Origin of the sequence: Streptomyces sp. NPDC127595 (assembly GCF_042671685.1) — a bacterium.
Taxonomy (GTDB): Bacteria; Actinomycetota; Actinomycetes; order Streptomycetales; family Streptomycetaceae; genus Streptomyces.
Genome location: NZ_JBHXWK010000007.1, coordinates 444,499 through 464,942, shown reverse-complemented (window position 1 = coordinate 464,942; position 20,444 = coordinate 444,499). Strand labels below are relative to the sequence as shown.

The 20,444-nt window shown below is 71.1% G+C and carries 19 protein-coding genes; 9 read left to right on the top strand and 10 right to left on the bottom strand.

From position 1 onward, the window contains the following. Nucleotides 1-71 precede the first annotated feature (71 nt). Entirely contained in the window at nt 72-704 is a 633-nt protein-coding gene (locus ACFVKT_RS24710; protein ID WP_385734931.1) for a class F sortase, read from the bottom strand. Between the two features lie 147 nt (nt 705-851). Then, on the bottom strand, nt 852-1,370 hold the full coding sequence (locus ACFVKT_RS24705) for a hypothetical protein (protein ID WP_385734930.1): 519 nt from the start codon (nt 1,368-1,370) through the stop codon (nt 852-854). A gap of 522 nt (nt 1,371-1,892) precedes the next feature. Here ACFVKT_RS24705 and ACFVKT_RS24700 point away from each other — a divergent pair. After that, the gene (locus ACFVKT_RS24700) at nt 1,893-2,582 is read left to right on the top strand and encodes an NADPH-dependent FMN reductase (protein WP_385734928.1); all 690 of its coding nucleotides are present in this window, start codon (nt 1,893-1,895) and stop codon (nt 2,580-2,582) included. A gap of 37 nt (nt 2,583-2,619) precedes the next feature. Here ACFVKT_RS24700 and ACFVKT_RS24695 read toward each other — a convergent pair whose 3' ends face one another. The 4 genes from ACFVKT_RS24695 to ACFVKT_RS24680 form a co-directional block, all read right to left on the bottom strand. Continuing rightward, nucleotides 2,620-3,408: a DJ-1/PfpI family protein gene (locus ACFVKT_RS24695; RefSeq protein WP_385734926.1), complete on the bottom strand. Its 789-nt coding sequence runs from the start codon at nt 3,406-3,408 to the stop codon at nt 2,620-2,622. 101 nt (nt 3,409-3,509) lie between these two features. After that, nucleotides 3,510-5,627: an acyltransferase family protein gene (locus tag ACFVKT_RS24690; RefSeq protein ID WP_385734924.1), complete on the bottom strand. Its 2,118-nt coding sequence runs from the start codon at nt 5,625-5,627 to the stop codon at nt 3,510-3,512. 174 nt (nt 5,628-5,801) lie between these two features. Then, on the bottom strand, nt 5,802-6,581 hold the full coding sequence (locus ACFVKT_RS24685; protein WP_385734922.1) for a hypothetical protein: 780 nt from the start codon (nt 6,579-6,581) through the stop codon (nt 5,802-5,804). Beyond that, nucleotides 6,578-7,093 carry a SigE family RNA polymerase sigma factor gene (locus ACFVKT_RS24680; protein WP_385734920.1) on the bottom strand — a complete coding sequence of 172 codons (516 nt, stop codon included), beginning with the start codon at nt 7,091-7,093 and terminating at the stop codon, nt 6,578-6,580. The genes ACFVKT_RS24685 and ACFVKT_RS24680 overlap by 4 nt, the downstream gene beginning before the upstream one ends. A gap of 282 nt (nt 7,094-7,375) precedes the next feature. Between ACFVKT_RS24680 and ACFVKT_RS24675 the strand changes: the two genes are divergently transcribed. After that, entirely contained in the window at nt 7,376-8,032 is a 657-nt protein-coding gene (locus tag ACFVKT_RS24675; protein ID WP_385735043.1) for a hypothetical protein, read from the top strand. Between the two features lie 16 nt (nt 8,033-8,048). Then, entirely contained in the window at nt 8,049-8,720 is a 672-nt protein-coding gene (locus ACFVKT_RS24670; RefSeq protein ID WP_385734918.1) for a formylglycine-generating enzyme family protein, read from the top strand. 81 nt (nt 8,721-8,801) lie between these two features. Here the strand turns inward: ACFVKT_RS24670 and ACFVKT_RS24665 are convergent, their stop codons facing one another. Both ACFVKT_RS24665 and ACFVKT_RS24660 read right to left on the bottom strand, forming a co-directional pair. After that, on the bottom strand, nt 8,802-9,428 hold the full coding sequence (locus tag ACFVKT_RS24665) for a DinB family protein (protein ID WP_385734916.1): 627 nt from the start codon (nt 9,426-9,428) through the stop codon (nt 8,802-8,804). Continuing rightward, a complete protein-coding gene (locus ACFVKT_RS24660) occupies nt 9,425-9,946 on the bottom strand; it encodes a hypothetical protein (RefSeq protein WP_385734914.1) in 522 nt (173 codons plus the stop codon). The genes ACFVKT_RS24665 and ACFVKT_RS24660 overlap by 4 nt, the downstream gene beginning before the upstream one ends. 395 nt (nt 9,947-10,341) lie before the next feature. Between ACFVKT_RS24660 and ACFVKT_RS24655 the strand changes: the two genes are divergently transcribed. Next, nucleotides 10,342-10,743 (top strand): gamma-glutamylcyclotransferase family protein, encoded by a 402-nt coding sequence (locus ACFVKT_RS24655; protein ID WP_385734912.1) that lies wholly within the window; start codon nt 10,342-10,344, stop codon nt 10,741-10,743. A 36-nt stretch (nt 10,744-10,779) separates the two neighbouring features. Here ACFVKT_RS24655 and ACFVKT_RS24650 read toward each other — a convergent pair whose 3' ends face one another. Together ACFVKT_RS24650 and ACFVKT_RS24645 are read right to left on the bottom strand one after the other, a co-directional pair. Continuing rightward, nucleotides 10,780-12,270, bottom strand: coding sequence for a membrane-associated oxidoreductase (locus ACFVKT_RS24650; protein WP_385734910.1), 1,491 nt, complete (start codon nt 12,268-12,270; stop codon nt 10,780-10,782). After that, nucleotides 12,270-12,995 (bottom strand): vancomycin high temperature exclusion protein, encoded by a 726-nt coding sequence (locus ACFVKT_RS24645; protein WP_385734908.1) that lies wholly within the window; start codon nt 12,993-12,995, stop codon nt 12,270-12,272. The genes ACFVKT_RS24650 and ACFVKT_RS24645 overlap by 1 nt, the downstream gene beginning before the upstream one ends. 221 nt (nt 12,996-13,216) lie before the next feature. Here ACFVKT_RS24645 and ACFVKT_RS24640 point away from each other — a divergent pair, with 221 nt between their 5' ends. The 5 genes from ACFVKT_RS24640 to ACFVKT_RS24620 all read left to right on the top strand — a co-directional run bounded on the left by ACFVKT_RS24640 (nt 13,217) and on the right by ACFVKT_RS24620 (nt 20,408). After that, nucleotides 13,217-14,137: a sirohydrochlorin chelatase gene (locus ACFVKT_RS24640; protein ID WP_385734906.1), complete on the top strand. Its 921-nt coding sequence runs from the start codon at nt 13,217-13,219 to the stop codon at nt 14,135-14,137. A 61-nt stretch (nt 14,138-14,198) separates the two neighbouring features. After that, on the top strand, nt 14,199-15,611 hold the full coding sequence (locus ACFVKT_RS24635) for a deoxyguanosinetriphosphate triphosphohydrolase (RefSeq protein WP_385734904.1): 1,413 nt from the start codon (nt 14,199-14,201) through the stop codon (nt 15,609-15,611). A 93-nt stretch (nt 15,612-15,704) separates the two neighbouring features. Then, nucleotides 15,705-16,970: an NAD(P)/FAD-dependent oxidoreductase gene (locus ACFVKT_RS24630; protein WP_385734903.1), complete on the top strand. Its 1,266-nt coding sequence runs from the start codon at nt 15,705-15,707 to the stop codon at nt 16,968-16,970. 46 nt (nt 16,971-17,016) lie between these two features. Further along, the gene (gene dnaG, locus ACFVKT_RS24625; RefSeq protein WP_385734901.1) at nt 17,017-18,924 is read left to right on the top strand and encodes a DNA primase; all 1,908 of its coding nucleotides are present in this window, start codon (nt 17,017-17,019) and stop codon (nt 18,922-18,924) included. A 167-nt stretch (nt 18,925-19,091) separates the two neighbouring features. After that, on the top strand, nt 19,092-20,408 hold the full coding sequence (locus ACFVKT_RS24620) for an RNA polymerase sigma factor (RefSeq protein ID WP_385734899.1): 1,317 nt from the start codon (nt 19,092-19,094) through the stop codon (nt 20,406-20,408). Nucleotides 20,409-20,444: the final 36 nt, after the last annotated feature.

Genomic DNA, 20,444 nt, shown 5'->3' with positions numbered 1-20,444 from the left:
ATCAAGGTAATCCCGCCGCTTTCAGCGTAATCCCGCGGCCGTTTTCTGTCGCGGCGAGTGACCAGCGCCGGTCAGCGGGCGCGGCTGCCGGTCAGATGGGCGAAGACGACCACGTTCCCCTGGTATCCCGTCGACTTCGAATACCCGCCGCCGCAGGTGATGACGCGCAGTTCGGGGCGGTGGGCGGCGCCGTAGACCTTCTCGTCGGGGAAGTCGTCGGCGTCGTACACCTCGATGGCGTCGACGGTGAAGACGGCCGTACTGCTGTCGCGGCGCTCCACTTCGATACGGCTGCCCTTCTTGAGGGCGCCGAGGTCGTAGAAGACGGCGGGGCCGTCGGCGTTGTCGACATGCCCGGCGACGATGGCGGTGCCCGTCTCGCCGGGGGTGGTGCCCGCCTCGTACCAGCCGGCGAGGTTCTTCTTCGCGGCGGGCGGGACGTTCAGGCTGCCCTGCGGGGTGAGGCCGAGGCCCATGAGGGGGGCGTTCACGTGGATCGAGGGGATGCGGATGCGGTCGGGCGGGGAGTGGGGCAGCGCCCGCGCCGCCGCCGACGTCCCGGCCGGCTCCTTGGCGCCCGCCTGCGCGGCCGACGGCTGGGGCGGCGCGTGCGTCTCGGCGCCGCTGCGCAGCAGCCAGGCGCCGGAGCAGAGGGCGACCGCGGTGACGGAAGCTATCGCGAGGTTGCTGACCCGGCGGCGCACGTGAGCTCCTCTCTCGGGGCCCGGCCTCTCCAGGGGCCGGGGTCCGGGGTTGGTGTTGGTCCCCTTCCCCTCCGGGCCGCGAGGGGCGTCGGGCCACGGAGGGGGAGGGGACTGCGGTACCGGTGGACGGACAGCGGAGGGTGTCCGTCAGATCCCGTCGCCTCTCGCCCGGCGATGCAGGAGCCAGGTACCGCCCGCGGCGGCGACGGCCAGAGCCGCCACTCCCGCCGTGGTCTGTACGGGGTCGGGGCCGAGTGCGCCGCCGACCCCCGTCTTCACATGTCCGCGCGGATGAATCTGCTGGCGCGTGGACGTCAGGGTCACCATCAGGTCGCCGGTGACCTGCCGGCCGCCGGGGCACTGCGCGACGATCTCGTACGTCCCCGGCTGCGCGCCCGGCGGCACCCGGAACTGCCCGATCGCGTCCTGCTCGTGCGCGCTGGGCGCCAGCGTGAACGAGCCCGCGCCCACCGCGCTGGCGTCACCCGTCGCGGTGCCCTCCTCGCCGCACGCCGCCGTGTTCACCGTGACGTCACCGCCGGGGACGACGGTGGACGGATAGATCTCCAGGCCGCCCGAGTCCCCGGCGTAGGCGGGCGCGGCGGCGAGGCCCGCGGCGGCGACGGCGAGTGCGGTACCGGTCACCAGACGGACAGTGCGTCCCATCGTTGCTTGCTCCTCCGAGGGGGCGCGGCCGGCGACACCCCCAAGTGCCGCTGCGTCGGTCGTACCCCTGCCCTTCCGAGGTAAGTGGCACATGACCGGACGCGCTTCCTGATGAAGCGTCAGAAATGATGTGAACGGGTGTCAGAAGAGTGGCCCGGAAGGGTTGGATCGCCGGCATTCCGGCAGGTCACCGGGGTGCGGGCGAGACCTCACGGAAAAGAACCGGATGGGGGTGGGGCGGGGGTGTGAACGGGTGACTGGGGGAGGCGGCTGTCGGGGGCGGGCGCCAGGTGCCGGGTGCCGGGTGCCGGACTGTCGTGCGGCGGGTACTGCCCGCGTCGCCGGTACTGCCCGCGTCGCCGGTGCTGCCTGCGTCGCTCACGTCGCCCGTGCTGCCTGCGCTGCCGTGTCGCCCGCGCTGCTCAGGCCGCCCGCGTCGCGCCCCCCGCGTCGCTGCTGTCGCCTTCGCGACCCCGGTGTCGCCTTGACCTCGACAAAGGTTGAGGTATGAGGCTGTGGCGCATGAAGACGACACCCACAGCTGATTCCACCGCCCCCGCCACCCTCACCGCCCCAGCCACCCTCACCGCCCCCGCCGCCACCCCTGCCCCCGTACCGGTCCCCCTCCCGGACCCCGAGCCCCCGGTACGGGTCACGGTTGTCGTGGCCAGCAACCGCGAGGGCCGCTTCGGTCCCGTCGTGGCCGACTGGCTGCTCGGCCGGATCGGCGAACGCGAGGACTTCGTTCCCGAGGTCGTCGACGTCGCCTCCGTCCACCTCCCCACGACGCTTTCCCCGACCCCCGAGACGGCCGCCGAACTGGCCAGGGTCAGCCCCGCCCTCGTCGCAGCCGACGCGTTCGTCGTCCTCACACCCGAGTACAACCACTCCTTCCCCGCAGGTCTGAAGAACCTGATCGACTGGCACTACACCGAGTGGCGCGCCAAGCCTGTAGCCCTCGTCTCCTACGGCGGCCTCGCCGGAGGCCTGCGCGCCGCCGAACATCTCCGCCAGGTGTTCGCCGAACTGCACGCCGTGACAGTGCGGGACACGGTGTCGTTCCACGGCGCGGGTGCCGTGTTCGACGCGGAGGGGCAGCCTCGGGACACGGCGGGACCGGCGGCCGCAGCCGATGTGATGCTGGATCAGTTGGCTTGGTGGGCAAGGGCGTTGAGGGAGGCGAAGGAGAAGCGCCCTTACTCCGGAAGCTAGCGCCCCTACACCGGAAGTGGCGCCCCTGCGCCGGAGGCTAACGGGCCGCGTCGGCGAGCAGTTTCAGGGCCAGCGCCTCGGTCTCGGCGCCGGCCTTCTCCGGGCTGCCGGTGTCGTACGGCGGGTCCGGGTCGTACTCGACCGCGAGCTGCATCGCCTGCGCCACCTTCTCGGTGGACAGGCGGGCAGCGAGATGGAGTCCCATGTCGATGCCGGCGGAGACCCCGGCGGCCGTGATGATCTTCCCGGTCTCGACGAAGCGGCCGAGGGTGTACGTCGCGCCGAGTTGCTCCAGGTACGGGCGCGAGGCCCAGTACGTCGTGGCCGGCAGCCCCCGCAACAGCCCGGCCGACCCCAGGATCAGGGACCCCGTGCACACCGAGGTCGTCCAGGTGGTGTGGCGATGGATCCGGCGGATCCAGTCCTGAACGCCGACGTCCTCCATCATTGCCACGGTCCCGCGCTGACCGCCGCCGGGCACCAGCAACACGTCGGCAGTGCGGACGTCGCGCATCGCGCTCTCCGCCACCAACTGCAGCTCGCCCGTGTCCGTGCGTACCGGCCCCGCCTCCTGGGCGACCATCGTCACCCGTACCTCCGGCACCCGGCACAGCACCTCGTACGGCCCCACCGCGTCCAGTGCCGTGAACCCGTCGTACAGCAGCACTGCCACCTGGACCCCTCCGGTGCCGGCCGCCTTCGCCTCGGCGGCCACGGCCGGGGCCCAGCCGCCCGCGCCGGCCGTGGCTGTCAGGCCTGCACCCAAGGCGCCCGCCACCGCGGTTCGCAGCACCCCGCGCCGGCTACTCCCCTGCTCAGCTTCCATTTCTCCTCAACACTCCTTCTTCTCAGGCCTGTTGTCGGAACCGGTACATCCCAGAAGTCGTCCCGCACGGCGGGTGAGTTCCCCGCGGTCGCGGGTGGGCGTCAACGGGCACCCGTCGTGATGAGGGGGGCGAGGGTCTCGCCCAGGACGGGGGCGAGGGACGCGGCGTACGTCTCGCTCATATGGCTCTTGTCGCGGTAGACGAGGGTGTTGCCGACGAGTACGGGGCAGGTGCCCGTCGGTGCGCACAGCCAGGGCGCCGGATCGATCACCGTGACGCCCTCCTGCCCGGCCGCGTCCCGGGTCAGGTCCCGACGGTTCTCGTCGACCGCCTCGGACAGCCGCCTCGCACAGCGGTCCAGCTCCAGCGGGTGGGACGCGGCGCACTCGACGGCGTCCCCCTTCGGCCAGGGGGTGTCGAGCGTGACGGCCACCTCGGCACCGGTGGCGCGAAGCCTCTGGAAGGTGTCCCGGTATCCGGCCGTCCACTGCTGTACCGAGTCGGCCGCCGGGTGTGCCAGGGGGCCCGAGTCCGAATTCGAGACGATGATCAGCGTGGGGTGGAGTGCGTCGATGACGTCGATCACGTTGTCCCGCCAGGTGTCACAGGCCGTGTACGGCTCACCGTCGAGGAGGGTGGTCGGGGAGGGGATCTTGCAGGACGCCTTGGTCAGGGACACCAGCTTCCAGTGGCTTTTCCGCGCGAGGAGGTCCAGCGCCGGAAACCACTGGGCCGCGTGGGAGTCGCCGAAGAGCACCACGACCGTGTCCGAGGACGGATCGCCGTACACGCAGTCCCCCGGTATCCGCGTCTCCTCGTAGCCCACGTGGCAGCCGTCGCGATAGACCGCCGACCGCTCCTTCTTGACGTCTGCCAGGGACGGCGTGAGATTGCCGGGCAACTGCGACCCGGCCTCGGACAAGAGCTCTTCGAGCTGCGCCTGATCGGGCGCGGCAGCCTCCGCCGCGCTCAGCTCGGGGGCGGCCCCGCTCGACGCGATCGGCGGCGCGCAGGCCGCCGCGGTCAGCACCAGCGACAAGGCGGTCGCCGACAGGCCGGCTCCCAGGCCAAGAGCGCGGGCCGGCCGTTCGCGGAGCGCCGCGTGGAACCGCACGGGATTCTCGACCAGGTGATACGTCAGCCAGGCCAACAGCAGTGCGAACGCGCTGAGTGCCAGCGCGAGCGGCACCGTGACCGGCCGGTCGAGGGCGCTCGGGGCTGTCAACAGGATGGGCCAGTGCCAGAGGTACCAGCCGTACGACAGCCCGCCCAGCCGTGCGAACGGGCCGGAGGCCAGCGGCCATTGGGCGCCGCGGGGAGCGGGCGCGCAGCTGCCGGCCAGCACGAGCGCGGTGCCCAGCACCGGCAGCAGTGCGTGATATCCGGGGAACGGGGTGTCCTGGTCGTAGCGGACCGCGGCAAATACGAGCGCGGCGAGGCCGATCCACGTCATTGGCGCAGCGGCCCCTGCCGGCAGACGTGCCAAGCGGCCGGTGTTCAGCGCGAGAAGCGAGCCGGCGCCGAGCTCCCACGCACGGGTGTGGAGGCCGAAGTAGGCCCAGGAGGGCGAGTGCGCGGTCGTGGCGACGCTGAGTGCGAACGACACCAGGCACACCAGGGCGAGCGGCACCACCGGTACGCCGCGTCCGGCCAGGCCCTCTCTTTCCGGCCCGCCTGTCGGCACCCCGCGTCCGCGTCGCACCAGCTGCCAGCTGAGCAGCAACAGCAGCGGCCACAGCAGATAGAACTGCTCCTCGACGGCCAGCGACCAGAGGTGCTGGAACGGCGACGGCGTGGTTCCTTCGGAGAGGTAGTCCGTGTCGGCGCTCGCCAACTGGAGGTTGAGCACATAGAGCAGACCGGCGAGTGCGTCGTCCGCGTACTCCTGGAAGCGGATCGGGGACAGGAACAGCCAGGCACCGCCCAGCGTGGTGACGGTGACGAGCGTGGCGGCGGGCAGCAGGCGCAGTGCGCGGCGGGCGTAGAACCTCCGGAGGGATATCCGGCCCGTGGCGGCGAGTTCGCGCGCCAGGAGCGAGGTGATCAGGAAGCCGGAGATCACGAAGAAGACGTCGACGCCGACGTACCCGCCCTGCAGTTGGCCCACCCCCGCGTGGGAGAGCACGACCATCAACACCGCGACACCGCGCAGCCCCTGGATACCGGGCCACCAGTCATGTCCCTCCGCCGCACTCCGTCGGCGCGGCGCCGCAGTCACGAGCCCGACACCGCCGGGTGCCGAGGTCACCACGGTCGCCCCCAAGAATCGCTGACAATCATCGCCGCACCCTCCTGTCCTTCAGCCCTTCGCCGGTGGTACCGGTTCACGACTGGGACGGGAGGGGCATCACTGGGCTATGTCAGTCCCGGGTATGGCGCAGCTCACTCTTGGTCATGGGCTGCGGTCCACCACAGGCATCCGGGGTGACTCGGCGTCTTGGATCCGCTTCATGACGTGTCCGTTGCCATCGAGCATCTGGACCAGCAGATCCTCTGGTATCGGGACCGGCTTGCGGGACGCGGCCGACGCCGAAGGGGGGTAGCGGTTGACGACCGCGTAGTACACGCCCCAGTCCGGCGTTTCCGGCAGCCTCAGCAGCCGCGCGTCGTAGGTCCGGCCGCTCTGGGTGACCGAGATCGAGGAGGGAGGCTTCCCGGTCGCGGTCCGCCAAGTCCCGCTGACAATTATCTCGTCCCCGATGACGGTGCGGGACGCGTTGAGCCGGTTGACGGAACCGTCCGACCTGACCAGGGGGTATACGGGAGATTTCGTGATGTCTGGGTCGAATACACCCGTGTAGTTGATGGTATAGCCCCTGTCCTCGGATCGCTGTTGGTCCGGCCCCCACAACCTGATCGAGAATTCCGGGTGAGACCCCACCTCGACCCCTTCGTACGGTTGCACCACCCGCACCGCGGCTGGGCCGTTGACCGCCTCTCCGTCCTGTGCGGCGACCGGGCCCCGGGCCAGGCCGGGGAAAGAGGTCGCGGCCCACGGCACGAGCAGGGTGGCGGCGAACACCGTAGTCACCATGAGCCGACGGCGCCGCCGGATCCGGCTCCCCTGGCGCATCACCGCGAGGACCGGTGGCCGACCCGGACCCAGGACATCGGTCGCTTCCCGCAGCCGGTCGCCGAGTTCTGCGGCCTCCGCGTCATGCTGGTCGTTCATGTACTTCCACCTCGTCCAAGAACCTCGGGAATGAAATCCTGCAAGGCACCGTCTGCGCGTAGCTTCGCCCGCGCGCGGGCGGCGTGGCTGCGCACCGTCCCGACCCCTACGCCGAGCAGTTCCGCCACCTCCGTCTCGGTGCGGTCCTCCGCGTAGCGCAGAACCACCACGGCCCGCTGCTGCGCCGGCAGCCGGCCCAGTGCGTCAAGGAGCGGGCCACGTGCCACGAGTTCCTCGGTGCGGTCCTCCGCCGGGCGCTCGGGCATGCGGTGGGTGAGCCACTCACGGATCTTCAGCCTGCGTAACCGGTCCACATTGATGTTGATCATGATGCGCCAGACGTACGCGTCCGGGCTGTCCGCCCGCCTCACCCGCGACCACCGGCTGTACGCGCGTGCCAGCGCGGTCTGCACCAGGTCCTCCGCGTCGTGCCGATTGCCGGTGAGGAGATACGCAGTACGCAGCAGCGCAGGCCACCGCGACACCATGAACGCCTGAAAGTCGTCTTCCACGTCCCCCGTCCAACCCCCTCAAAGCAGGCAGCCATCCGATACAGGTGCCGTTCCTTTGACGTGTGGTGCCGCAGGATCTATGTCCTCGGCAGCGACTTTTTTCGGTACGTCGACTGCGGCTGGGAATCCGCGCATCATCCGGCGTCGCGTCGCGTCGGCGCGGGCGGTGGGAAACCGTTCGACCTGGCCGGCAGGCACGGGCCATGATCCGCCCTTGTGACACCACCGAAGCAGCTCCTTGCCGAGACCGCCGCCCGCAACAACGCCGAGTGGTGCGCGGTGATGAGCCGATCGCACCGCGTGGTGGGCGAGTTCGGGGCGCAGGCCTGGGCCGCGCCCGTCCGTACGCCGCTGTACTACCCCGACGCGGTGACGCTGGCCCGCGGCGCCGACCCGGCCGCGCTGACAGCCCGGATCGACACCGCCGAGCCGGGCGCCTCCGTGAAGGACAGTTTCGCCGACCTCGACCTGACGGGGGCGGGCTTCCAGGTGCTGTTCGAGGCGGAGTGGATCCACCGCCCGGCGCGTCCGCCCGCCACCGCCTCGTACCTCGCCTGGGACGTGGTGGGCGACCCGGACACCCTGCGCGCCTGGGCGCTCGCCTGGGACGACGGGGGCGGCAGCGCGGACCTCTTCCGGCCCGAACTGCTCGACGACCAGGACACCTTTTTCATCGCCGCGCGGTCCCCCGGAGGTGGCGTGACTGCCGGAGCGGTGGCGAGCCGGAGTGCCCAAGTGGTCGGAATCTCCAATGTCTTCGCCCTGGACGGTGGCCCCGACGCGGCCTGGCCGGTCGTACTGGACGCCGTGCACCGGCTGCTCCCCACCCTGCCGGTGGTCGGCTACGAGCACGGGGCCGACCTGGCGGCAGCCCTCCGCCAGGGCTTCGAACCGGTCGGCCCGCTGCGGATCTGGCTGCACCCGCGCACAGGCGGATAGCTAGGATCACCTCCCCATGGAAGCGAGCGCAGGGCACGAGATGATCGCCATCCCGCCGGGCGAGGTCAGGCTGTCTGACCGGCGCACGCGGCGCGCCTGGTCGGTCGAGCTCGCGCCCTACCGGCTCGGGGCGTTCCCGGTGACGCGGATGCTGTACGAGCAGATCACCGGCCGGCCGCCGAGCGCCGCCGATGAGGACCGCCTCCCCGTCGAGGGCGTCTCCTGGTGGGACGCCGTCCGGTTCTGCAACGCCCTGTCCCGAAGCGAGGGCCTGATGCCTGCGTACCGAGGGGAGGACACCGAGGACATGGAATGGGACACCTCCGCAGACGGCTACCGACTGCCCACCGAGGCCGAGTGGGAACACGCCTGCCGCGCCGGTACGACCGGACCGCACTACGGCCCGCTGGACGAGATCGCCTGGTACCGCGCCAACTCCCACGACCGAATCCACCACGTGGGCGGCAAACGCCCCAACCCGTGGGGCCTTCACGACATGCTCGGCAACGTCTGGGAATGGTGCTGGGACACCTACGATCCAGAGGTCTACGGCACCTACCGCGTGCTCCGCGGCGGCGGCTGGTTCGACGAACACTGGAGCTGCCGCTCCTCCGTACGGCGCCGCAGCCACCCGACCTTCCAGGTCGACGACGTGGGTTTCCGCGTGGCGCGCTCCGGCACGCGCTGACTCGCGGGGTTCGTCGTCACCCACAGCCCGCCGCACGGAGCGGGAAGGCGCCCCGGCTGCGGGCCCGGTCGTGAACAGGCCTCACCCGGGCGTCTCCGTTCGGGCCTGGCGAGTTGCCGCTTCCCGAGCCGCACGCTCGAGCCGAAGTCGACGCTCCTCCCACAACGCCGCGTCGCGGGGCCCCATGTAGTCGTCCCCGGTCCGCAGCCCCACAGCCCCGTCGATGAGTTCCCGGATGATGTCGGCGTGCCCGGCGTGCCGGTCGGTCTCGGCGATCATGTGGACGAGCGATCGGTGGAGCGTGATCGTCATCCGCATCTCCTTCCGCATCTCCCCGGGCAGGTGGCCGATCGCGTCGAGGTCCAGCGCCTCGATCGTCGCGTCCGAGTGTGCGCAAGCCCGGCGGTACCGCCCGACGATCTCCTCACGGGTCTCCTCGGCGGTCGCCCAGAGGTCCGAGTCCGGCTCGGCGTCGCTGCCGGGGACCCAGGGCGGGGGCGGCCCGCCGAACGGCCTGTCGTACGTGTCCCCGAGGTACACGGCCTCGGCACCGGTCATGTGCTTGACCAGCCCCAGCAGGTTGGTGCCGGTCGGAGTCATCGGACGGCGGATGTCGTACTCCGACAGCCCTTCGAGCTTCCAGAGCAGAGTGTCGCGAGCGTCCTGAAGATGGACACGGAGGTCGTCCTTGGGGTCTGATCCGATCATGCGGTCAGTCTGCCGCTCGGGCGATCCGCGGTCACCACCTTTGTCGGTGCCTCGAACTGGGCCCGCTCGGCGTGCTGTTGGCGCTCTGCCCACCGGACGGCGAGTGGTGCCGCCAGGCCGGTGAGGGCGAACAGCGCTCCGACGACGTACCAGCCGGGGCGGCCCCAGGTGATGCAGAGCGAGATGAGCAGGACTGGTCCGAGGGCTTCGGCCAGGCCCGCGCCCAGGCCGAACACGCCGAGGTACTGGCCGGTGGCGCGCTCCGGGGCGAGGGCGAAGGAGACCTCGAAACCGGCGGCGGAGTGCCACAGTTCGCCGATCGCGTGGATCACCACCGCGGACATGAGCAGCGCGGCGGCGGCCCACGCCGGGATTCCCGCGGACAGGGAGATCAGTGAGCAGGAGGCGAGGAAGGCCACGCCCGACCGGCGGTAGGCGTCTCCGCCGGCCGTGGGGGAGTCGATGCCGCGGCTGGCCCGTACCTGGAACGCGATGACGATCACGGTGTTGACGAGCATGGTGCCCGAGATGAGCCAGTACGAAGCAGGCCGTCGCCACCGCCCGGACGACGAGCGTGACCGCGTACACGCCACGCGCTCCGTATCTGTCCGCGAGGTGCCCCGCGCCGATGCCCAGCGCGAGCGAGACGAATCCGGCGATGCCGAGTCCCAGTCCCACCTGGGCCGCCGGGAGGTGCACCGCCTGGGTGAAGTACAGGACCCCCGCGGTCAGGTAGAGACCGCTTCCGATGGTGTAGACGAAGTTCGAGGCGGCGAGAACACGCTGAGGTCCCGCATCCGGCAGCAATTCGGGCATGAAGTGGCTCCGCGTCCAACACAGACGGTAAGGACCACTAAGCTTGTTGCATATTACTCGCAAGAACAAGAAGCACTCGGCAGAAGGAGACCGACGCGTGAGGCACCCCTTCTTCGTCTACGGCACCCTGCGCCCCGGCGAGCACAATCACGACCTCTTCCTCCGGGGCCGTACGGCGTCCGAGGAGCCGGGAAGGATGCGGGGGATCGTGCTGTACGAGGGCCCCGGCTACCCGTACGCCGTCGAAGAACCCGGCGGAGCGGTGAGCGGGGAAGTCGTGGCCGCGCTTCCCGAGGCCTACGACGAACTGCTCGCCGCCCTCGACCAGTTGGAGGAGTACACACCGGGCGACCCCCACAACCTGTACGAACGCGTCCTGCGGAACGCGACACGCGGGGACGGAACCGAAGTGCCCGCCTGGGTCTACGTGGCCGCCCCCGCCGTAGCCGGCCGACTACGAACGGACGGCAAGCTCATCGAGGACGGGAACTGGCACTGACCGGCGGGGGCTTGTGCAGGGCGGGCCGGCCGTGCGCTACTGACGGTTCAGTGAGCGCGTGACGCCCGCCGCGATCGTCGTCGCCAGGATCCAACCCATGGCGATCAGCAGATAGGCCAGCCACTGGTACCAGCCGTGCGGCGAGAAGGCCTCTTCCTGCCCGAAGCTGATGATGGGCAGCAGCAGATCGAGGGTGTAGAAGACGGGAATGAAGTCCGGGGCCTCGTCGGGCTTCAGCGCCTGCGGATGGTTCAGTGTGAAGGCGAGAGCTCCGGCGAGCAGCAGGATCAGCAGCCAGCCGGCCGCGCGCATCGGGCGGAAGCCGTAGCCGACGGTCGCGTCCTGCAGATGGCCCCAGAACCGGGCGTAGCGGGGCAGGGTGCTGCGATGCCGACGGAGTTTGGCCAGCTGGACGGTGCGTGCCGCGGCGTCGTCACCCGCGGTGCGGTACGCGGTGGCCAACTGCTCGTAGCCGTACGGGAGATAGCCGCCCTCCTCCCTTTCAAGCAGCGGCAGTCGCTCCCTGGCGGGGAGATGAGGGGCGAGGCTGCGGTAGTTGAGGCCGTCGATCCTGACGCGAGCGGGCCACACCTCCGGAGGGACGTGCAGAAGGTCCAGCTGGGAACGGCGCAGGTTCACGGCGCCCTCGATCGGGGCGGCCTCGCGCAGCCACAGCTCACCGATGACGCAGCTGCTGGCGCGCAGGGCCTGCCCCTCGGGGTGGGACAGCCGGGCGTGGGTGAGGTTGAGCTGGTGCGGAATCCGGGCGCCGCTCAGGTTGACCCGGCCGTGGGCGCGCAGCCGCATGGCCCGCAGGTCGGTGCCGACGGAGAGGGCCTCGGCGTGAAGGGCGGTGCCGCCGGGGGCGTGCAGTTCGGCGTTGTCGAGGTTCACCTGGCCGCCGACCGTGGCCCCGTTCAGCCGGACCTGGCCGTGGGCGACGAGGCCGACGGCCCACAGGTCGGTGCCGATGTCCGCGTGGTTGAGCTGGAGGGCCGCTTCTTCGGGGGCGTCGGAGTCGGGGGTGTCCGGTGTCGTCGGGAGGCCCAGGCGGGCCCCGTTCGCGAACACGGCGCCGGAGATTTTCGCCCCCTTGAGCCGCACCGGGCCGGTGATACGGCAGCAGCTGATCCGCAGCGCCCCGTCGACGCGCAGGTTTCCCGCGGTGAGCCCGGGCAGCACCGAGTCGCTCAGCACCAGGGCCCGGATCTCCGCCCCGTAGAGCGTGGGGGTCTGCTCGAAGTGACAGGACCGCAGCCGCACGGCGTGCTGGACCGTCCCGTACGTGAGATCCAGCTGCCCGGTGATGCGCGCGCCCGTCAGGTTCAGGCCGGCGATCTCACCGTCGTGGGCCGGTCCGTCGATCAGCAGCGCCCGCAGCACCTCGGCGCGTACGGTCCGCTCGGGGCCCCATGAGGAGCCGGCCGAGGAGTCCTCGTCCGCGCTCTCACGGAAGTCGATCCCCTCGCCGAGCGGAAAGGCTTCCCAGACGCGGCTTTCCGCGGGAGTGAGGTCGGTGACCGCCATCATTCTCCCGCCGCCGCCAATGCCTGCCCGATCCCCGACTCCTTGGGCCCCAGGAACCGCGGATCCGGCTGGAACACCGCGTCCAGTGCGGCCTTCCCCGCTGCCAGGATCTCCCGGGCGCCCCCGTAGTACCAGGTCGCGTCATGCCTGGCGTCGACCCCGACGCCGTACGAATCGACGCCTGCCTCCTGGCACAGCGCGACGGCGCGGCGGATGTGGAAGCTCTGGCTGATCAGGACGGCACGGTCGACGCCGAAGATCTTCTTGGCCCGTACGCACGAGTCCCAGGTGTCGAAGCCGGCGTAGTCGCTGACGATGTGTCCGTCGGGGACGCCGTGCTCGCTCAGATACGTGCGCATCGCGTCCGGTTCGTCGTAGTCCTCGCGGCTGTTGTCGCCGGTGACGAGGACGACCTCGACACGGCCCGCGCGGTACAGCTCGGCCGCCGCGTCGAGGCGGTTGGCGAGGTACGGGGACGGCTCGCCGTTCCACAGCCCGGCGCCGAAGACCACGGCCACCTCTGTGCGCGGGGCGTCCGCCGTCGTACGCAGCCGGTCGCCCGTCACGACGTACATCCATGTCGACGGAAGCAGCGCCAGCACGCAGAGCAGTACGAACCCCTGTACGGCCCGCCGTTGCCCGGCACGAGTGCGCGGCAGACGTGGCAAACGCGGCAGGCGCGGCAGGCGCAGTCTGCGTGGCTTCGGCAGCTTCAGATGGCGCATCGGGCGGTCCCCTCCCCAGGTGGCCTCGACCATGGAGGACGCGTCGAACAGTGATCCGGTTCGCTTTCTTGGCGTTCCGTGGCGTGACCAGCTTCACTCGGTGCGTCGCAGGTGCAGGTCACGGCCGCTCACACACCGCCGCACCGCACGGTGAACCCCCGGAAAACACCCGTCATACCCGCGCAACGGCGCGGCAACCTCGTACCGTCAGGATCGGCGCCATGACGGCGTCGAACCCCGCACACGACGAGTCCTCGCCCAGCCCCGGTGGCCCCAGGCCGCTCGTCGGCGCCCACCTCGACAGTACGGCGCAACTCATGAACGCGATCACCAGCAGGCTCGGCAGTCAGCTCAGTCTTGTCTCGCTCAACGGCGCACGCCGCCCCGTACCTCCGGCGCTCGTCCTCGCCGCGCACGGCAGCCGCGACCCGCGCGCGCTGCACACCGTACGCATCCTGATCGAGCGGGTCCGAGAGCTCCGCCCGCACCTGCCCGTCCACCTCGGACACATCGAACTGAACGAGCCCCTGCTGCCCGACACGCTCGCCGCGCTGCACGGCGACGGTACCGACGAGGCCGTCCTCGTCCCTCTGCTGCTCAGCCGCGGCTACCACGTCAAGCGGGACATCCCCGAAGCCGCGGCCACCGCCCCCGCGCCGCTCCGCACTCGCGTCGCCGCGCCGCTCGGCCCGCACCCCCTGCTCGTGGAGACGCTGTACGCGCGGCTCGTCGAGGCCGGCTGGCGGACGGGCATGAGCGACTCGGCGCGCCGGTCGAGCGCCATCGTCCTGGCCGCCGCCGGGTCCCGCGATCCCGACGCGGCCGTCGACACCCGCCGCACCGCCCAGCTGCTCGCCGAGCGCCTGGGCGTTCCCGTCGTCCCGGCGTACGCGTCCGCCGCCGCGCCCACCGTCGCCGCCGCCGTACGCGCCATGGCCGCCCGCGGCCGTCACCGCATCGCCGTCGCCTCGTACTTCACCGCACCGGGCCGCTTCGCCACCGAGTGCGCCGCGGCCGCCCCCTGGATCGCCGCCGAGCCCCTGGGCGACCACCCGGCGATGGCCCGCCTGGTCCTGCACCGCTACGACCAGGCCCTCGCGACCCCCGAGCCCGCCCCGGAACGCGCCCTGGCCACGGCCTGAAGCGCCGTCCCGAGCGGACGGGCATGCCCCGTTTGTCACTGGCTGCGTTTACTGTCGGGGCATGGAAGGCACCGCACCGAAGTCCGAAAGCACCGAGCACGGGGCAACCGACCAGACCAAGCACGAGGCAACCGAGCAGACCGGGCACGAGACGCACGAGGCATACGAAGACAGCGCGACGTGGAGTGGATACGACGACACCTCCACCGAGCGCTGGGCCGTCGAGCCCGACAAACGTCCCGGCCGCACCGCCTTCCAGCGCGACCGCGCACGCGTACTGCACTCGGCCTCCCTGCGCCGCCTCGCGGGCAAGACCCAGGTCGTCACCCCCGGCACCAGCAGCCAGATCTGGGACGCCAGCCCCCGCACCCGCCTGACCCACTCCCTGGAGTGCGCCCAGGTCGGCCGCGAACTGGGCGCGGCCCTCGGCTGCGACCCCGACCTCGTCGAGGCGTGCTGCCTCTCGCACGACCTGGGACACCCGCCCTTCGGGCACAACGGCGAGCAGGCGCTCAATGAATTCGCCGCGGACTGCGGCGGCTTCGAGGGCAACGCCCAGTCGCTTCGCCTGCTCACCCGCATCGAGCCGAAGCACTTCGTACGCTCCAGGACGACCGGCGAACTCGTCAGCGTCGGCCTCAACCTCACCCGCGCCGCCCTCGACGCCGCCACCAAGTACCCCTGGCCGCGCGGCGATCACCCCACCGACCCCGCCTCACGAAAATTCGGGGTCTACGAGGACGACCGGCCCGTCTTCGACTGGATCCGCAAGGGCGCCCCCGGCACCCGTACATGCTTCGAGGCCCAGGTCATGGACTGGTCGGACGACGTGGCGTACTCGGTGCACGACGTCGAGGACGGACTGCACGCGGGCCACATCGACCCCAACTGCCTGCACGCCGAGCCGGAACGGCAGGCGGTCTTCGCGGTGGCCATCGGGCGGTACGTGCCCGCCGACACCGACCCCGAAGAACTCGCCGAGGCCCTCGACCGGCTCCTCGAACAGGAGTGGTGGCCGCACGGGTACGACGGTTCGGCCGTCGCACAGGCCCGGCTGAAGGACGCGACCAGTCAGCTCATCGGGCGGTTCTGCCTGGCCGCGGAGGGCGCCACGCGCGCGAGGTACGGCACCGGACGGCTCACGCGGTACGCGGCGGAACTGGTCGTCCCGCGCGCCGCACGCCTGGAGTGCGCCGTCCTCAAGGCGGTCGCCGACCGGTACGTCATGCAGCGCGCCGAACAGGAGCGGCTCCGCGCCGACCAGCGGATCGTCGTCGCCGAGCTGGCCCAGGCGCTCACCGACCGCGCCCCGGACGGCCTGGACCCGCAGTTCCGCGCCCTGTTCGACGAGGCCCCGGACGACAGAGCACGCAAGCGCGTGATCGTCGACCACATCTCCTCACTCACCGACGCCTCGGCGCGTTCCCTGCACCTCAGGCTCACCAGAAGGTCCCATGGGGCCCGCGAAGGGTGACCCTGCGTGGCCTGATCGGGCCTCTCCCTCTTCCCGCATCACGCTGCGTGCGGGACGCTCGCATATGGCGACATCCTTACGAGGAGGCATCAAGTGGTCGACGCGGATCAGACATTCGTCATCGTCGGAGGCGGACTGGCCGGAGCGAAAGCGGCCGAGACGCTCCGAGCGGAGGGGTTCACCGGGCGGGTGATACTGATCTGTGACGAGCGCGACCACCCCTACGAACGCCCGCCGCTCTCCAAGGGCTACCTCCTCGGCAAGGAGGAACGCGACAGCGTCTTCGTCCACGAACCCGCCTGGTACGCGCGCAACGACATCGAGCTGCACCTCGGCCAGACCGTCGACGCGATCGACCGGAGCGCGAAGACGGTCCGCTTCGGCGACGACGGCACCCTCGTGCACTACGACAAGCTCCTCATCGCGACCGGCGCCGAGCCCCGCCGCCTGGACGTCCCGGGCACGGACCTCGCCGGCGTCCACCACCTGCGCCGCCTCGCCCACGCCGAACGCCTCAAGGGCGTCCTCACCGCGCTGGGCCGGGACAACGGCCACATCGTGATCGCGGGCGCCGGCTGGATCGGCCTGGAGGTCGCCGCGGCGGCCCGGGAGTACGGCGCCGAGGTCACCGTCGTCGAACCTGAGGCGACCCCGCTGCACGCGGTCCTCGGCCCCGAGCTCGGCCAGATCTTCGCCGAACTGCACCGCGAGCACGGCGTCCGCTTCCACTTCGGCGCCCGCCTCACCGAGATCGTCGGCCAGGACGGCATGGTGCTCGCCGCCCGCACCGACGACGGCGAGGAACACCCCGCGCACGACGTGCTCGCCGCGATCGGCGCCGCCCCGCGCACCGCCCTCGCCGAGGCCGCGGGCCTGGAGATGGCCGACCGCGCGCACGGCGGGGGCATCGCGGTCGACGAGCGGCTGCGCACCTCCGACCCCGACATCCACGCGGCCGGCGACGTCGCCTCCTTCCACCACACGCTCTTCGACACCCGGCTGCGCGTCGAGCACTGGGCCAATGCCCTCAACGGCGGCCCGGCGGCAGCCCGCGCGATGCTGGGCCGCGAGCTGACGTACGACCGCGTGCCCTATTTCTTCTCCGACCAGTACGACATCGGGCTCGAGTACTCGGGCTGGGCGCCCCCGGGGACGTACGACCAAGTGGTGATCCGTGGCGACGCGGGCAAGCGGGAGTTCATCGCCTTCTGGCTGAAGGAGGGACGGGTGCTGGCCGGGATGAACGTGAATGTGTGGGACGTCACGGAGCCCATCCAGCAGCTGATCCGATCCCGGGCCCGGGTGGACACCGAGGCGCTCGCCGACCCGCACGTTCCGCTGGACAGTCTGGTCCCGTGACCGACGACGGCGCTCGACTGTCACACCCTCACCGTAGAATCCATGCGTGGCCGGAAGGATCAACGACGAGGACGTGAAGGCGGTTCGGGACGCGGTCCCGATCGACGCCGTGGTGTCCGAGTACCTCCAGCTGCGCAACGCGGGCGGCGGAAACCTGAAAGGTCTCTGCCCCTTCCACGACGAGAAGTCACCGTCCTTCCAGGTCAGCCCGAGCAAGGGGCTCTTCCACTGCTTCGGCTGCCAGGAGGGCGGCGACACCATCGCGTTCGTGATGAAGGTCGACCACCTCACCTTCTCCGAGGTGGTCGAGCGCCTCGCCGCCCAGGCGGGCATCACGCTGCGGTACGAGGAGGGTGGGTACAACCCCGCCCACCAGCGCGGCGAGCGCATCCGCCTGGTCGAGGCCCACAAGGCCGCCGCCCAGTTCTACGTCGAGCAGCTCGACACCAGCTCCGAGGCCGACACGGGCCGCAAGTTCCTCGCCGAGCGCGGCTTCGACCAGTCGGCCGCCGCCCACTTCGGCGTCGGCTACAGCCCCCAGGGCTGGGACCACCTCACCCGCTACCTCCGCGGCAAGGGCTTCACCGACAAGGAACTGCTCCTCTCCGGCCTCTCCCAGGAAGGCCGCCGCGGCCCCATCGACCGCTTCCGCGGCCGCCTGATGTGGCCGATCCGCGACATCGGCGGCGAGGTCGTCGGCTTCGGAGCGAGGAAGCTGTACGAGTCGGACAACGGCCCGAAGTACCTGAACACGCCCGACACGGCGATCTACCGCAAATCGCAGGTCCTGTACGGCATCGACCTCGCCAAGAAGGACATCGCCAAGGCCAGCCGCGCGGTCGTCGTCGAGGGGTACACCGACGTCATGGCCTGCCACCTGGCCGGTGTGACGACGGCGATCGCGACCTGCGGCACGGCCTTCGGCACCGACCACATCAAGATCCTCCGCCGGTTGCTCATGGACAACGGCTCGGCCCGCGTGATCTTCACCTTCGACGGCGACGCGGCAGGCCAGAAGGCCGCCCTGCGCGCCTTCGAGGACGACCAGAAGTTCGCGGCCGAGACGTACATCGCGATCGCCCCGGACGGCATGGACCCCTGCGAGCTGCGCCTCGCCAAGGGCGACGCGGCGGTCGCCGACCTCGCCGAACCCCGCACGCCGCTCTTCGAGTTCGCGCTGCGCCAGATCGTCCTGCGGTACGACCTCGAAACGCCCGCGGGCCGCGCCGGCGCCCTCGACGAGGCGGCGCCCATCGTCGCCCGCATCAAGAACAGCGGCGCACAGCACGAGGTCGCCGTGCAGCTCGCGGGCATGCTCGGCATCCTCGACACCCAGTTCGTCGTCAAGCGGGTGGCCCAGCTGGCCCGTTGGTCCCGCGACCGCGGCGGCAAGGGCCCCGCGCCGGACCGGCAGCGCCCCCAGCAGACGTACGCCGCCGGGGCCGCCCAGGCACCCACCGGCGGCCCCGCCCTGACCCTGCGCAACCCGGTCTTCGCCACCGAGCGCGAACTCCTCAAACTCGCTCTCCAGCGCCCGGAGCTGGTCTCCCCGGCCTTCGACGCGTACGGGATCGACGAGTTCACCGCCCCGCCGTACGCCGCCGTACGCCAGGTGATCATGGAAGCGGGCGGCGCGGAGTACGGCGTCCAGGACCCCCAGGAGTATCTGGTGAGGGTCCGTGAAGCCGCCCCGGACGACGCGGCCCGCGCCATGGTCACCGAGCTGGCCGTCGAGGCGATCATGCGCAAGACGGTCGACGAGACCTACGCGGGCGACCAGCTCGTCATGGTCCGCCGCCGCGCCGTGGACCGCCGCATCCGGGACGTCCAGGGCAGCCTGGCCCGGCAGAGCGCCAACGGTGATCCGGCCCAGCTGGCCGCCGTACAGAACGAGTTGTGGGTCCTCCAGCAGTACGAGCAGGCGCTGCGGGAGCGGGGCGCGGAGGCGCTCTGACGTCTCGCGCCCCCCGCCTACTGCCCCGCGCCGGGTTCTCATCCGGTTTGGAGCCCCCTAAAAAGCGCACTCGTGCATGAAAGTAACCGTGCGGTCACGGACCGGACGCAAAAAGTCACCGCACGCCCCTCGTGGCGGCGATGTGTCGTACTCCACACTGGGTTGCGGTGCCTGAGTCCTCGGAGCGCGGCCGACCCGAACGCGACGGGTCCCCGATCCCCGCAGTTCCGCCAAACGACTACGGGATGGACAGCGGCGAGGCCGTCGACCCCATCCCCGACGTAACGCTGCCGCATGCCCACGCAGCGACATTCCTGGAGGTCGCCCCCGTGCAGACCCAGACCCTCGCACAGACCGAGAACACCACGGATACGGACGCGGACGCCGAGACCGACGTCGCCGGGGCGGTACCCCCGCAGAGCCGTGCCGCGCACCACCCCGAATCGGAGCCGGAGAGCCCGCCCGAGCTGGACGAGCCGCCCGCGGGCGCCGCCGAGAGCGTCGAGGTGGAAGCCGAGTCCGAGGTTCCCGAGCCCGTCGAACTGCCCCGGGGCCGCGCCGCCGACACCGGTGGACCCTCCTCCGACCTGTTCCGCCAGTACCTGCGCGAGATCGGCCGGATCCCCCTGCTCACCGCGGCCGAGGAGGTCGAACTCGCCCGCCGTGTCGAGGCCGGCCTCTTCGCCGAGGAGAAGCTCCGGCTCGCGTCCGACCTGGACAGCCAGCTCGCCCTCGACCTGGACAAGCTGGTCGTCATGGGCCGCATGGCCAAGCGCCGCCTCATCGAGGCGAACCTGCGGCTCGTCGTCTCCGTCGCCAAGCGGTACGTGGGCCGCGGCCTGACCATGCTCGACCTGGTCCAGGAGGGAAACCTCGGCCTGATCAGGGCCGTTGAGAAGTTCGACTACGCCCGCGGGTACAAGTTCTCGACGTACGCGACCTGGTGGATCCGTCAGGCCATGTCCCGGGCCCTCGCCGACCAGGCCCGGACCATCCGAGTCCCGGTCCATGTCGTCGAGTTGATCAACCGGGTGGTGCGGGTGCAGCGGCGCATGCTCCAGGAGCGCGGCTACGAGCCGACTCCCGAGGAGGTCGCAGCGCACCTCGACCTGCCGAGCGAGCGGGTCAGCGAAGTCCTGCGGCTGGCGCAGGAACCGGTGTCCCTGCACGCGCCCGTCGGCGAGGAGGACGATGTCGCGCTCGGCGACCTCATCGAGGACGGCGACGCTACGTCTCCCGTGGAGTCCGCCGCGTTCCTGCTGCTCCGGGAGCATCTGGAGGCGGTCCTGTCCACGCTCGGCGAGCGGGAGCGGAAGGTCGTCCAGCTCCGGTACGGGCTGGCCGATGGCCGTCCCCGCACCCTGGAGGAGATCGGCCGCATCTTCGGCGTCACCCGCGAGCGCATCCGCCAGATCGAGTCCAAGACGCTGAACAAGCTGCGGGACCATGCGTTCGCGGACCAGCTGCGGGGCTACTTGGACTGAGGCGGACCTCGGCGTCCTCCGCACCGGGATTCTCAG

Bases quoted from the DNA above. Each gene is read 5' to 3' on its own strand.
- ACFVKT_RS24695 (WP_385734926.1), bottom strand. From the start codon at position 3,408: ATGGAAGCTGAGCAGGGGAGTAGCCGGCGCGGGGTGCTGCGAACCGCG.
- ACFVKT_RS24685 (WP_385734922.1), bottom strand. From the start codon at position 6,581: ATGAACGACCAGCATGACGCGGAGGCCGCAGAACTCGGCGACCGGCTG.
- ACFVKT_RS24635 (WP_385734904.1), top strand. From the start codon at position 14,199: ATGGAAGGCACCGCACCGAAGTCCGAAAGCACCGAGCACGGGGCAACC.
- ACFVKT_RS24645 (WP_385734908.1), bottom strand. From the start codon at position 12,995: ATGCGCCATCTGAAGCTGCCGAAGCCACGCAGACTGCGCCTGCCGCGC.
- ACFVKT_RS24640 (WP_385734906.1), top strand. From the start codon at position 13,217: ATGACGGCGTCGAACCCCGCACACGACGAGTCCTCGCCCAGCCCCGGT.
- ACFVKT_RS24660 (WP_385734914.1), bottom strand. From the start codon at position 9,946: ATGCTCGTCAACACCGTGATCGTCATCGCGTTCCAGGTACGGGCCAGC.
- ACFVKT_RS24665 (WP_385734916.1), bottom strand. From the start codon at position 9,428: ATGATCGGATCAGACCCCAAGGACGACCTCCGTGTCCATCTTCAGGAC.
- ACFVKT_RS24650 (WP_385734910.1), bottom strand. From the start codon at position 12,270: ATGGCGGTCACCGACCTCACTCCCGCGGAAAGCCGCGTCTGGGAAGCC.
- ACFVKT_RS24670 (WP_385734918.1), top strand. From the start codon at position 8,049: ATGGAAGCGAGCGCAGGGCACGAGATGATCGCCATCCCGCCGGGCGAG.
- ACFVKT_RS24700 (WP_385734928.1), top strand. From the start codon at position 1,893: ATGAAGACGACACCCACAGCTGATTCCACCGCCCCCGCCACCCTCACC.
- ACFVKT_RS24705 (WP_385734930.1), bottom strand. From the start codon at position 1,370: ATGGGACGCACTGTCCGTCTGGTGACCGGTACCGCACTCGCCGTCGCC.
- ACFVKT_RS24675 (WP_385735043.1), top strand. From the start codon at position 7,376: ATGAGCCGATCGCACCGCGTGGTGGGCGAGTTCGGGGCGCAGGCCTGG.